Raw genomic sequence first — 13466 nt, forward strand, 5'->3', positions numbered from 1 at the left:
TTTTGAAAAACCAAAACCCAAAAAAACAGTATTTTTCACTTAGGAAGTGGGGGATAGCATCGTGTTTACAATGCATTTCGCTTACCAAAGTGGGGATGTATTTTTTAGGAAAAAGCATTTTTGAAAATTTCTTGGACTTTTTCAGTGGCCTCCCTCGGAACCGTATTTTTGTCCATGAGCTGGGTTTTATTGGACATGTTTTCTTCTCCACACCGTATTTTTGTCTTTAAATCGGTTCTATTGGACCAAACGATCGGCGGGGGGATCCCCGTTGGTCACGATAACAATCGGACCATTCCGATTCTCAGGAGAGTGATGCTTAATGCCAGCACAAGGGAAATTTAAACGTCAACTTTCATTGTCGGACCTAACGTTCATAGGATTTGGCGCGATATTCGGTTCGGGATGGCTTTTTTCAGCCAGCCATGTCGGAGAGCTGGCGGGGCCTTCAGGAATACTGTCATGGGTTATTGGCGGTTTTGCGATCCTATTATTGGGCCTTGTTTACTGTGAGCTTGGCGCTGCCATTCCACGGGCCGGAGGGGTTGTTCGCTATCCAGTATATTCTCATGGGCCGCTCATCGGATACCTGATCGGATTTATAACATTAATTGCCTATTCAAGCTTGATCGCCATAGAAGTGGAAGCGGCCCGGCAATATGCGGCGGCGTGGTGGCCGGGCCTGACGCAAAAAGGCTCGAGCCTGCCGACACTTACCGGATGGCTTGTCCAATTTGCTCTATTGGTCGTTTTTTTCTTGCTTAATTATTGGAGCATCAAGACGTTTGCGAAGTCGAATACGATTGTGACGATTTTCAAATTTTTCGTTCCGGCCCTTACGATCATTGTTTTGCTAACCCAGCTGAAGTCGGCTAACTTTTCCATTCACGGGTTTGCCCCATCCGGCTTTTTCGGAATCGAGTCGGCCATTTCAACAGGAGGCGTTATTTTTGCTTATTTAGGGTTGACACCGATTGTTTCCGTTGCAAGCGAAGCGAAAAATCCACAGCGCACCATTCCGATTGCCCTTATTTTGTCCGTCGTTCTCTCAACGATCGTCTATGTGCTTTTGCAAGTTGCTTTCCTCGGAAGCATTCCGACAGACATGCTCACGGGGGGATGGGCCGGTGTCGGAAAGGAATTCAGCCTTCCTTTTAAAGATATCGCTGCTGTGCTTGGCATCGGCTGGCTCGCTTTTATTATCGTATCCGATGCCATTATTTCGCCAAGCGGAACTGGGAACATCTATATGTCGACAACGCCAAGGGTCGTTTATGGCTGGGCCCGCAGTGGAACCTTATTTAAAATTTTTGCAAGAGTAGACGAAAAGTCGGGCATTCCCCGTCCGGCCGTCTGGTTGTCGTTCATCATGTCGGTTTTCTGGACGTTGCCATTTCCGTCATGGGAAGCGTTAATCAGCGTCGTTTCTGCAGCGCTCGTGTTAAGTTATGCGATTGCCCCGATTGCAGCAGGAGCATTTCGCCACAATGCCCCTGACTTGCCTCGTCCGTTTCGTTTAAAAGGAATGGCCATTTTCGGTCCGCTTTCCTTCATCATCGCTTCCTTTATTGTCTACTGGTCGGGCTGGAATACGATTTCCTGGCTGCTCGGTTCGCAGCTTGTCATGTTTGTTATTTATGTATTGTTTAAAAAATGGGTGCCGACGGACGTCGTAAGTTTTGCCCAACAAGTGAAATCTTCCTGGTGGCTCGTCTTTTATTATGGGGCGATGATCGCCATCTCGTACTTTGGGCTTTTCGGAGGGACGAAGGCGCTTGGCCACCCATGGGACTTAATTATCGTTACGGTCGTTTCGCTTGTCACATATTACTGGGGGAGCCGTACCGGTTTGCCAGAGGCCGTTTTTGACGATGACGATGTAGAACAGCTTGAACATGTCCAATCAACAAAAAATGTTGGATAATAGGTCTTTATAGGAACGCTTGACCTTGATGACTCGTTATATGATGAGGAGAATAATGCGGACAAAGGGAGTCGGAAAAGAGGAAGAGGCCCATTAAAATAAAATGGAAATTATTAGGTGTAGCAAAGGGGAAATTAAACGGTTGAGCAATTCTGTTGCAATTAAACTAAATGGGGAAGAATTTGCCATGATGGATAGCTTATTGATTTTACATGATTTGCGAGAACCATTAAGAAACCCCTGGAGGACATTTCTTCCAGGGGTTCAGGCTGTTTTCACGGAGCACAAGCGCCCTGCAGCGCTTGTTTTTATTCATGAAGATTTATATGAAACGTCAAGATTGCCGGCTTCATAAAAAGCGATTTTTGATTGGTTGTATTCTTTCGTATAGCGGTTAAAGGTTTTGTTAAGATTTGTTATTTCTTTGTATTTTTCGTTTATCTGGTCAATATGGCTTTTGTAATCTTTCGTATTTAAGTCTTTTTCTTTAAAAAGGCTGTATAACGATTCATTTAACTCAATCGCGTCTTTATACGTATCATACATTTTATTGTACGTTTTGTACCTGAGGTTCATAGACGAAGTGACCTTTTTCGCTTTTTGTTGAAGTTTTTGATCGTCGAGATCCGGAACAATTTCATTGATTTTTTTAAATTCCTTATATGATTTGCCGAACGCTTTCTTTTCTTTCTGAAGGAGCTGTTTTTGCTTATCGGCCAATTCGTCAGCTTCTTTGAGCAAGAAATCCATTTTTTCGTTATTGATTGAAAGCGAAAGGAGCTCGTTATATAGTGATCGTTCTTTTTGATGCAGCTTCATCAGCGATTGTTGCTGTTTCACAAGGTCCTTTTCTATCGTTGCGGATTTTTCTAGGTGAATATAAACCCGGGCAACGTTTTTATCTGTCGATCCGCAGCCTGATAGGATAAAAGCAACCATTGTTACAAGCGAAATAGCAAAAAGGACTGTTTTAGCGGATTGCGGCTTCATGCTGTTAATACTTCCTTTCTTTTAAACGGTAGTTCAAAACGTCCGTCGAATCGAATCAAAGGCTTGCTTTTATGCACTCACGTATTTATTTCATACGCTGTTGCACCTGCGTCTACAAGCTATGCTTCGTAGCAGGCTTCCTTGGTGCAAGGTAGCAAAGAAGTAAATCGTGTGGTAGTCTTGCTCAAAGCTACCCTGCCTTGATCGTCTGGGCTCTTTTTGTCCTCCTTTTTGGACTTTTTAATAGGGCTAGAACCGTACGCATGGCAACGATCATTGCACTGGAAAGTAAAAGGAGCCTGTGAATCATCAATTTTCTTCATAGCGTATCCGTTTTGTTTTAAATAGGCTAATAGCTTTGGCAAATATTGAATCGTCGGACCCCGGTCATGCAATAAAACAACAGGAACTTCCCCTGCGCTTCTTTTTAGTTCAATCGAACGAATGACGTGAGTGACATAAGCCGGACTATTTAACTCCCAATCCCGGCTGTCAATGTTCCAGTCCCATAATTTTAACCCGTGCAAGTTTGCAGCCGCACGGTAGGAATCGAGAAAGTACGGAATGCTGCCGTACGGGGAACGGATCATGTGAGATTTAACGCCCGTAATTTGCTCTAAAATCTTCTGGTCATCCAGCATTTCTTGTAGTGCACTATCTTTCGAACGATAAAATTGGCGGGGATCATGGGTCATCCCGTGCATTCCAACGCCAAAACCTTCTTCTACCATACGTTTCACCGCTTCAGGCCGTTCTTTCATATGTGGACCTAACATGAAAAATGTAGCCTTTGCCCCGTATTTGTCTAACGTATTAAGCAGTTTCTCGACATCCGCCGAAGGGCCGTCATCGAATGTTAAATAAACCACTTTTTCATTCAGTTGCCTGGCCGCCAATTCTTGCTTTTCAACCTGGATGGAATGAGCGATGGCTGTTCCTTCAAGATCTTTTTTCGGCTGAACGATTGGCTGAAAGGTTGCTGCTTTTTCAGGCGGACCCTGTTTTTCAATCACTTTGGCAGCTGCAGCATCATCGTAATGGCTAAACCCGAAGTAAGCAGCAAATGAGACTAAAAACGAAATTGTTGCGATGGGTACAATTATGCGGATTTTTTTCTTTTTCATTTCGATCACCTTCATTTTCTTCTTCCAGTTTAAGTATAAGGGGTAAAACTTTCAAAGGGGTAACAAAAAGGTTACAAGCTTCTACATATTTCTGCTTCTTTTGACCTACATCGTTTAAAGAATGGTTTGTTTAAAGTTTGATAGACCTGTCCATACTGATGATAGATTATGAGACTATTAAGCTTTTGGAGGGGACAGAGATGAAGAAGCGAATCGCTATTGGAATCGTTGTAGCTTTTGTACTAACTTTTGCACAGCTTCCATTCGCTGAAGCTATCGCTAAAACGAATCATCAAGTGGTTGTAACCGCAGACGTATTAAATGTGCGCCTTGGTCCAGGGGAAAATTATAAAGTAATTGGCCATTTGAAAATGGGGTCAAATGTGAAGGTGATTTCAGAAAAAGGAATGTGGGCGCAAATTTTATATAAAAAGAAGCCAGCCTGGATTGCAACAGGATACATACGAAATGCTGTTGACAAACCGGTAAGCAAAAGGGAAGGGGTAGTAAGTGCTTCTTCCTTAAATGTCAGGAATAAGCCCAGTTTAAATAGTAAGGTGTTAACGGCGCTAACAAGCGGGACGAGAGTAACGATCCTGCAAGAACAAGGAAATTGGTTCATGGTAGAAACCGGTCATCCTATAAAAGGATGGGTAGCAAAATCGTATGTATCCTTTCAAAAAGGTGTAGCCACAGTTTCTGATTTAAATGTACGCGCCCTTCCTGGAATTGGGCATCGCATTCTCGAAAAACTATCGAAAGGCGCAACTGTTACGATTTTAATGGAAGGACAGGGCTGGTCAAAAGTAAAGACGAAGGCGGGAACGGTTGGCTGGGTTGCGGACCGTTACCTTCAAGCAGGGGAAAGCAAGCAGGCAACTGAACAAAAACGAGAGACAAAACGGTCGGCCAGCAATGAGCAGCAAACGCCAGCGGCAAACAAGCGACCATTTGAACAACAAAAGCAGAGGAGAGCAGATGGGGCAAAGAAAAAAGCAGAACAAACGACAGGGCGGCAAAATCTTTTAAATCAACGATCATCTATAGCAAAAGCACCAGAAAGCAACTCAGCAGAAACGTTAAAAGGAAAGACGATCGTGCTCGACCCGGGGCATGGCGGGCGTGACAGCGGAGCGATTGGAGATAAGTATAAAACGTATGAAAAAGACATTACGCTTTCTACGGCTAAATTAACAGCCGAACAATTGAAAGAAGCCGGGGCCCATGTAGCGATGACGCGGGACTCAGACAAGTATATCCCGCTGCATGAACGGGCGATGAAGAGTGTTCGTGCGAGTGCAGATGCGTTTGTTAGCATCCATTATAATTTCTGTGAAAAAAATGCCTGTCATGGGTTAATGTCGTTTTATTATTCAAAAACGAAAGATTTGCCGCTCGCCCGGTCGATCCAACAGCAAATCACCCAGTCAACCGATCTGACTAATTTGCACGTTCAATTTGGCGACTTGCAAGTATTAAGAGATAATCGAAAGCCGGCCGTTTTAGTCGAATTGGGCTTTTTATCCAATCCATCCGAAGAAAGGGTTATTCGCTCAAGATCCTATCAAGAAAAAGCCGCATCTGGCATTGTTCAGGGGTTGAAGGCTTATTTCCAGAGCGGGAAAAACTAGAGAAGCATGAAGATGGAGCCCTGATTCATCTTGAAAATAAGGTTAGGCAGAAGGCTGTTGCTATAGGATATCGATGGCGGCAGTCTTTTTTTAATGGATCATTCGATTCCATCCCGAAGATAAATACGGAATGGGCTGGCTATGTTAATGAGAAATGTACTGTATCCATATAACGAAGCTGGAATTTAAAGGAGCAATGACCGCCGCAGGGGATAGGTTATTTAAAGGTAAAAGCAAGAGAATAATAGGAAAAAATTGACTTGCGAGAGATTACATTTTATTCTAAATAGTGTGAAGCAAGCAGATCAATAAGAAAGCATGCCCGTCAACCTGGTTGGCGGAATGGCCAGATGAAGAAAGGAGGCGGCTTATGAATGGAGAAAATGCCGATTGATTGAAAGATGGCTACCTATGGCTCTTCATATTTCGTCGATGAACATTGAAACGGAGGGAACTTTAGGATGACGATGACAAAAGTATTTCATCTTTTTTCGCCCGAATATAAATCTGATCCTTATGGAACACTGGCGTATTATCGGGAACATGACCCTGTCCATGCCTTTCAGCTTGAGCGCTTTGACCGCCCCGCCTGGCTTATTACCCGCTATTCTGATGCCGTTGCCTTATTGAAAGACACCCGTGTGACAAAAGATTTTCGCAAATTGATGTCAGAAGAACAATTGAATGAATTTAACTCAATTCCAGAAATGGAGTTGATCTCTAATCATATGCTGGCAAAAGATCCTCCAGATCATACCCGTTTGCGGACATTGGTCCATAAAGCCTTCACTCCTAAAATGATCAGTGATTTGCGCGGCCGTATTCAGGAAATTGCGAACGAATTGCTTGATAAGATGGCAATGAAACAAGAAGTGGACCTTCTAAATGAATATGCCTTCCCCCTCCCCATGACCGTCATCTCAGAAATGCTTGGAATTCCGGAGAAGGACCGGGAGCAATTCAGAATGTGGTCCAATGTAATCATCGACGTTTCCAACAAAGAAGAACAGCAGGAAGCAAATCCGTATATTAAAGAATTTGTAAATTATTTAGAAAAACTGATTGAAGAGAGAAAAGAACGTCCTCAAAGCGATTTGGTCAGCGGGCTGGCTTTAGTTGAGGAAGAAGGAGAGAAGCTGACAAAAAATGAGCTGTATTCTATGATTTTCTTGCTGATCATAGCCGGTCATGAAACGACAGTCAATTTGATTGGGAATGGAACACTAGCGCTCCTTGAGCATCCAGACCAGCTTGAGAAATTGCGCGCGCAACCGGAACTCATACAAACGGCGGTAGAAGAGCTTTTGCGGTACACCAATCCAGTTGAATTCGCCACTTTCAGGATGGCTAATGAAGACTTTGACCTGCACGGCAAAAAAATAAAAAAAGGCGACGCGATCATGATCGGAATCGCTTCTGCCAACCGTGACCCTTCATGCTTTGAAAATCCCGATTCCCTTGACCTTACAAGAAAAAGCAACCAACATATCGCATTTGGATTTGGCATTCACTATTGCCTGGGGGCACCACTCGCACGGCTGGAGGGCCAAATTGCTATCAATTCTCTGATTCAGCGATTCCCGGAGATGTGCCTGAATGCATCCATTGAAGAGTTGAAATGGCGCAGTTCTCTCATTCTTCGTGGCCTGGTCGAATTGCCTGTTAAATTATGGGGTTAATTCTTTAAGATATTGACCGTTCATTCAAAATCGCTGTTAAGGCGTTTTTTTTTTATCTAAAAATTTAAAAATACTATTGATGAAATTTTCGGAATTGTATAAACTGAAATTGAAATCGATTTCAAATTCTCACCAATCAAACTAGTTTAGGAGCTTGGAAAGGAGGATGACTTGGCAACAATAGCTGATGTGGCAAAATTAACTGGTTTGTCGCGTTCCACTGTATCCCGGGTCATTAATCATTATCCTCACGTATCAGAAGAGAAAATACGGCTCGTTCGCGATGCGATGGAACAACTCAACTACTACCCCAATGCTTCAGCACAAAAGTTGAGAAATCAAAAAACGGATACGATCGCTGTGCTTGTCCCGCTCTTAACTAATCCTTTTTTTGCTTATTTACTTGAAGGGATTGATTCGGTCGCGACAAAATATAACCTCCAGCTGCTCGTTTGCCAGACGAAACATGACCGTGAAAAAGAATGGAAGTTTTTAAGCCTTCTTAAAACGAAACAAGTGGATGGGGTGATTTTAACAGCGATTGAAAATGAATGGGACAAGCTGACTGAATTTATTGAGGACGGGCCGATCGTCCTATGCAATGAATACGAAAAGAATGCCCATGTGCCAACGGTCGGGCTTGACCAGGTTTACGGAGGCTACATAGGTACAAAGCATTTAATTGAGAAAGGCCATCAACATATCGCCCATTGTCGCGGAAGAATGATAAGCGAGCTTTCTTCAGACAGGGAAGCTGGTTTCCGCAAAGCGTTAAATGAACATGGCTTAGCAGTACGTAAAGAATGGATGTTTGGCGATGTGAGTGACATCGAAGGCGGAAAGCGGGCTGTAAGGGAAATACTTGCGATGAAAGAACGCCCAACGGCAGTATTCACCGGCAGTGACCAGGCAGCTGCAGGCATGATTTCAGAAGCAAAACGCCACGGCTTGCGTATTCCGGAAGATCTCGCGGTGCTCGGTTTTGACGACCAGCAAATTGCCACAATAACAGACCCGCCTCTTACGACCATTAAACAGCCGATTGAAGAGATCGGGCAAAAAGCGATGGAACTGATGATTGACATCATTATCTATAAAAAAGATGTAAAAGCTCCTAAGATTAGGCTTCCTTTTAAATTGATAGAAAGAGGTTCAACTTGAATTGAGAACGATTTCAATGTTGCGGCCAATTTGGAGACAGGCTGCCAATATAGTTGAACCAACTACACGCTAAGGAGGAGAACAATGAAGACGTTTAAGAAAGCAACACTATTGCCGTTAGTTATGTCTCTTTCACTCGCTCTAAGTGCATGCAGCTCAAATGATTCGGATAAGAAGGCGGATGGTGACAGTGGCAATAAAGGGGACAATAAAAAAGTAACGATCGTCTATGCCCGCGGAAAAGATGTGACAAAAGGCACGGCGAAAATGGTTGAAGCATTTGAAAAATCTCACCCGAACATTGATGTGAAGTTTCGCGAAATGCCTTCCGACACCGGCCAGCAGCATGATGCGTATGTGACCGCTTTTAATGCGAAATCTTCTGAAATTGATGTCATTGACATGGACGTCATCTGGCCAGCAGAATTTGCCCAGGCAGGTTACGTCATGCCGCTTGATCGCTTTATCCAGCAAGATGGCATTAAGCTCGACGAATACAATCAGGGAGCGTTAGCCGCCGCTCAGTTTAACGGGAAACAGTGGGCGCTTCCTAAGTTCATCGATGCTGGCCTTCTCTACTATCGAAAAGACCTCGTAAAGGACGATCAAGTTCCGAAAACGTGGGACGATTTATTAAAGCAGGCTAAGGAGCTGAAAGGAAAAGGCGGCACAAAGTTTGGCTACGTCATGCAGGCGAAGCAATATGAAGGGCTCGTATGTAATGCGATCGAATTCGTTGCCGCTTACGGAGGCAAGTTTATCGATGAAAAAGGCGAGGTCGCCGTTAACAGCCCTGAAACGATTAAAGGATTAAAGAAATTGGTTGAAGTTGCAAAGTCAAATGCTGTTCCAGGGAATGTGACAACGTTTACCGAAATTGAATCGGATACGGCATTTATTGAGGGACAAACGGTATTCTTGCGAAATTGGCCATATGAATACGCCAGCGCCAATGACAAGGAAAAATCAAAAATTGCTGGCAAAGTCGGCGTCGCTCCGCTTCCTGCCGGAGATAAAGGTTCAGCTGCAGCGCTCGGCGGCTGGATGGCCGGCATTAACAAAAATACAAAGCATCCGAAAGAAGCCTGGGAATTCTTAAAGTTCATGACCGGAGCCGAAGGGCAGAAGATTGATGCCATTTACGGCGGGCATGCGCCAACGATCACGAAGCTTTATGATGATCAAGACGTCATTAAGGCGAACCCTACATTCGGCAATAAAAACTTCCAAAAAGGGTTAGAGGCTGCTGTACCACGTCCGGTTGCGCCAAACTATCCGGAAATTTCCGAAATCATCCAAATTCATGTATCGAACGCCATTGCCGGAAAAGAAACGGTAGAGCAGGCTGTGAAAGCGATGGACAAAGAAATGAAAGAAAAGCTAAAGAAATAATCAACCCGGGTGTCAGCTTATAAACCGACAGGGAAGACTGGAATCGGCGAATCGCCGATTCCGACATCCGCTTTCGTACAAAAATTTTTTTAGCAAGTTGGTCTAAAAGGCTGACACCTTTTTTTAGAAAATGGAAGGAGTGGGGAAATGAAAAGCGACATCCAGCCAGGCCGCGATCCGATTCACTCTGTAAAGACAAACACCTCGAAAAGAAAAAAACGATCTGATAAGCTTGCTGCTTATTTACTCGTTCTGCCTGCCCTTATTTTAATTCTTGTCATAGCGATATGGCCTGTTTTGCAATCATTTTATTTTAGTTTATTTGACTTGAGGCTGAATGATCCGACAAAATCGTCTACCCATATCAATTACAGCCTCGATTTGGATCGTTATTTAAACAACTATCCGTTTTTAATCGGAACGATCGATAGTGAAATCCGAAGCGGAAATGCTCCAGATCAACTGCAGAAAATAAAAGAAAGGCTACAGCAAGTGGACCGCGAGATTCAGCAAGATCCTACTGTGAAAAAAAGCTACAATGCGGTCAATGAGAAGCTGATAAATTTTCAGCAAGTACCGTCTGATCTAAGTATTGTAGACGTCGATCGCGACACGGCAAAAAAACTGATGAAAGAGGTCACGGCGATTGCAAATGAAGTGTCTGCTCTAACAAAAGAAACAACGTTCAAGCAAGGGAACAAGCTTAAAGGACTTGCGTCTGGCCTGGATGATTCTTTCATCGAGCCGAATTACATAGGCTTTAAGCATTATACGGAAAACCTTTCAGGGAACAGAATGTGGAAAGCCATCAGCAATACGGTCATTTTCACGGTTATATCTGTATTTATTGAATTGGCCATTGGCCTTGCTATTGCATTGTTGATCAATAAAGCGTTTTTCGGGCGCGGGCTCGTCCGGGCGAGCATTTTAATCCCATGGGCGATTCCAACGGCCGTCTCGGCATTAATGTGGAAATATTTATATGACGGGCAAAACGGGGTCGTTGCGAAGTTGTTTGAGAAGGTCGGACTCGTCGATCATATGACGAACCTTCTGACAACTGAAACCGGATCATTTTTTTCCGTTATCTTTGCGGATGTATGGAAAACAACACCGTATATGGCGTTACTGCTGCTCGCTGGACTGCAAACGATTCCAGCGTCGATGTATGAGGCCGCAGCGATTGATGGAGCGGGAAAATGGAAGCAATTTTTGACGATTACCCTGCCGCTTTTAAAATCCAGCATATTAGTCGCCCTTTTGTTCCGCACGCTGGATGCATTCCGCGTGTTCGACCTCATTTTCGTATTGACCGGCGGGGGTCCGGCGAACTCGACGGAGACCATTTCCGTCCTTGCCTACAAAGTAATGTTCTCACAAACTAATTTCGGAGAAGGGTCGGCATTGTCGGTGATCGTCTTCATTTGTGTTGCCATCATCTCTATGATCTATATTAAATTTCTCGGAAAGGATTTGCTTCAGGATGGGGCGAAATAAGGGGGTGTACGGATGAAAAAGAAAGCAGGTGTGCCATTTTATATCTTTCTTGTTGTCTTCGTCTTTGTCGTCATGTTCCCTTTTTTATGGGTGCTGGCGAGTTCCATTAAACCGGCGACTGAATTGTTTGGGGACAAAGCTTTTACGCCATTTACAGACCACCCGACATTTAAAAACTATGTATCTGTATTTGCGAATCACCCATTTTTACGCTATATGTGGAACAGTTTTGTCGTTGCCTTTATTACGACGGTTTATACCGTGTTTGTCGCCTCGCTCGCTTCATATGCAATCGCCAGGCTCGATTTTAAAGGGAAAACCGTCATTCTCGGGCTCGTCCTGTCGGTTTCGATGTTTCCGCAAATCGCGACCATATCCCCGATTTATATTTTCTTGAAAAATGTCGGCCTTACGAATTCTTATATGGGCTTGATTATTCCGTATACGACCTTTGCCTTGCCGTTATCGATTTGGATTCTCGTCACCTTTTTCCGCAAGATTCCGTTTGATCTTGAAGAAGCGGCAAAAATGGACGGAGCGTCATTAATGCAAACATATTGGAAAGTCATTATGCCACTGGCAGTTCCAGGCATTTTCACGACAGCGATCCTCGTCTTTATCGCATGCTGGAATGAGTTTCTCTTTGCTCTGACCATCAATACGGAAGAAAAGTTCAAAACCGTGCCGGTCGGAATCGCCATGTTCCAGGGACAATTTACAGTTCCATGGGGCGAAATATCGGCTGCAACCATTATTGTCACGATTCCGCTCGTCATCCTCGTCCTTTTGTTCCAGCGCCGCATCATTTCTGGCCTGACCTCAGGAGCGGTGAAAGAATAAAAAAACAATGGGTAAGCCTGCTCCACTTAGCGGGCTTACCCTATTTTTTTAAAAGTTCCCCTTTAGCTAAGAAAATTATAGAAAGAAAAAATTTCCCATTATTTTCGGACAATAAACTTTGCATTTTGGGTAACAAACGTTCACAAATACATAAATCAAATAAGTATGATATTTTACTAAGTTACTGATCGACTTGTCTTTCTTTTCCTACCAGGTGGCACAGCGCCGTCCAGAAACGATAATTTTAGTAAGAAAGTCTTAAAGCAAATAATTGTGTAGGTAGAAAGAATCGTTTTGTCCTATAACCATACGCATAGAAAAGCATTTTGTTATAATTAGGAAAAAGTAAAAGTTTCCCTATTTTACACGGCAGGTGTACACATATGATCGATAATCAATATAGATTAATGACATTAAATCGTGAAGTGTCTTTATATATGGAGCAATTACGGGCAAATGAAGAAAAGGTAAGACGTTTGTATGAGGCGAAAAGTAAGATTTCTAATGAACAAGAAGAGCTAATGAACAACAAAAGACTCATTTATAAGCCGGAACTGTCGCGAACAATCTGGTCCGGGAAACATGCGAATCATTTCGGAAACTTACGGGAAGTAAATGAGCGGGCGTTTAAAGCAATAAATGATCGTCAAATTGAAGAGCTTTTGACTAGAATTGAGGACAAAATTTTACAGCTAGAACGGGCCAATGCTAGTATTTCTGATTCGATCCAATTCATTCATAAGAAAATCAAACACGTAAAAGATGAGGAGGGATAATGTGCCGGAGATTAAAATAAAGGAACAGGAGATTAAATCCGCATTTGATACATTAAAGGATAAAACAAATGACTTCCATCCAGCTGCCTCAAAACCTGTATTCCGACATTCTTCTCTTCAATTTCTGAAGTTTCTTCAAGAATTGGAAGAGCGTTATGATAAGGCTGTTCACGATTATAAAACGAGGCTATTAAAGGCGGAATCCGATGCCTGGTCAAATATTGAATCATTCGTAGAAACAGAACATCGTCTTGCGGATAACTTTGAAAGGGAGAATAAGCGATGAAAGTGTTGGACGTGTCGGAAGTACTAGATGGAATCGATCGATGGGTAGAAAAAAAGGAACAAGAGAAAGAACAGGTTCATGCCATCCGGGAGGCCATGAAAAAAGTCATCGAGTTAGATGATAACTTAAAGGGACGCGGCGGAGAAGCGATCAAAAAGCATTTTGC

General features: G+C 43.4%; 14 protein-coding genes. 12 read left to right on the forward strand and 2 right to left on the reverse strand.

What is annotated here, in order from left to right; all coding sequences use genetic code 11:
- The first annotated feature begins 120 nt into the window (after window positions 1-120).
- From H538_RS26310 to H538_RS0119515, 3 genes are all read left to right on the forward strand, one after another.
- Window positions 121-345 (forward strand): hypothetical protein, encoded by a 225-nt coding sequence (locus H538_RS26310; RefSeq protein WP_154658040.1) that lies wholly within the window; start codon window positions 121-123, stop codon window positions 343-345.
- On the forward strand, window positions 323-1924 hold the full coding sequence (locus tag H538_RS0119510) for an APC family permease (RefSeq protein ID WP_026678997.1): 1602 nt from the start codon (window positions 323-325) through the stop codon (window positions 1922-1924). Before H538_RS26310 ends, H538_RS0119510 begins: the two co-directional genes overlap by 23 nt.
- 142 nt (window positions 1925-2066) lie before the next feature.
- Window positions 2067-2279, forward strand: coding sequence for a hypothetical protein (locus H538_RS0119515; RefSeq protein WP_154658041.1), 213 nt, complete (start codon window positions 2067-2069; stop codon window positions 2277-2279).
- On the opposite strand, the gene H538_RS0119520 is transcribed toward H538_RS0119515, so the two are convergent.
- Both H538_RS0119520 and H538_RS24570 read right to left on the reverse strand, forming a co-directional pair.
- A complete protein-coding gene (locus H538_RS0119520; protein ID WP_026678999.1) occupies window positions 2237-2914 on the reverse strand; it encodes a YkyA family protein in 678 nt (225 codons plus the stop codon). The two genes, H538_RS0119515 and H538_RS0119520, sit on opposite strands and share 43 nt — an antisense overlap.
- A 119-nt stretch (window positions 2915-3033) precedes the next feature.
- Window positions 3034-4038, reverse strand: coding sequence for a polysaccharide deacetylase family protein (locus H538_RS24570; protein ID WP_161627223.1), 1005 nt, complete (start codon window positions 4036-4038; stop codon window positions 3034-3036).
- A gap of 200 nt (window positions 4039-4238) precedes the next feature.
- On the opposite strand from H538_RS24570, the gene H538_RS0119530 reads away from it, so the two are divergent.
- From H538_RS0119530 to H538_RS25815, 9 genes are all read left to right on the forward strand, one after another.
- Window positions 4239-5669: an N-acetylmuramoyl-L-alanine amidase gene (locus H538_RS0119530; RefSeq protein ID WP_026679000.1), complete on the forward strand. Its 1431-nt coding sequence runs from the start codon at window positions 4239-4241 to the stop codon at window positions 5667-5669.
- 461 nt (window positions 5670-6130) lie between these two features.
- Window positions 6131-7348 carry a cytochrome P450 family protein gene (locus H538_RS0119535; RefSeq protein ID WP_407636412.1) on the forward strand — a complete coding sequence of 406 codons (1218 nt, stop codon included), beginning with the start codon at window positions 6131-6133 and terminating at the stop codon, window positions 7346-7348.
- Between the two features lie 171 nt (window positions 7349-7519).
- Window positions 7520-8509: a LacI family DNA-binding transcriptional regulator gene (locus tag H538_RS0119540; RefSeq protein ID WP_026679002.1), complete on the forward strand. Its 990-nt coding sequence runs from the start codon at window positions 7520-7522 to the stop codon at window positions 8507-8509.
- Between the two features lie 84 nt (window positions 8510-8593).
- The gene (locus tag H538_RS0119545) at window positions 8594-9901 is read left to right on the forward strand and encodes an ABC transporter substrate-binding protein (protein WP_026679003.1); all 1308 of its coding nucleotides are present in this window, start codon (window positions 8594-8596) and stop codon (window positions 9899-9901) included.
- Window positions 9902-10048: 147 nt separating this feature from the next.
- On the forward strand, window positions 10049-11398 hold the full coding sequence (locus tag H538_RS0119550) for a carbohydrate ABC transporter permease (RefSeq protein ID WP_051291583.1): 1350 nt from the start codon (window positions 10049-10051) through the stop codon (window positions 11396-11398).
- Between the two features lie 12 nt (window positions 11399-11410).
- Complete coding sequence (locus tag H538_RS0119555) at window positions 11411-12238, forward strand: carbohydrate ABC transporter permease (RefSeq protein ID WP_026679005.1); 828 nt, start codon at window positions 11411-11413, stop codon at window positions 12236-12238.
- A 383-nt stretch (window positions 12239-12621) separates the two neighbouring features.
- Complete coding sequence (locus H538_RS0119560) at window positions 12622-13014, forward strand: YwqH-like family protein (protein ID WP_026679006.1); 393 nt, start codon at window positions 12622-12624, stop codon at window positions 13012-13014.
- A gap of 1 nt (window position 13015) precedes the next feature.
- On the forward strand, window positions 13016-13300 hold the full coding sequence (locus tag H538_RS0119565; RefSeq protein ID WP_026679007.1) for a YwqI/YxiC family protein: 285 nt from the start codon (window positions 13016-13018) through the stop codon (window positions 13298-13300).
- Window positions 13297-13466 (forward strand): T7SS effector LXG polymorphic toxin (locus H538_RS25815; RefSeq protein ID WP_245595279.1); only part of this gene is annotated, 170 nt, incomplete at its 3' end. The genes H538_RS0119565 and H538_RS25815, both read left to right, overlap by 4 nt.

The sequence above is a fragment of the Fictibacillus gelatini DSM 15865 genome, from assembly GCF_000430745.1.
Taxonomy (GTDB): Bacteria; Bacillota; Bacilli; order Bacillales; family Fictibacillaceae; genus Fictibacillus_A; species Fictibacillus_A gelatini.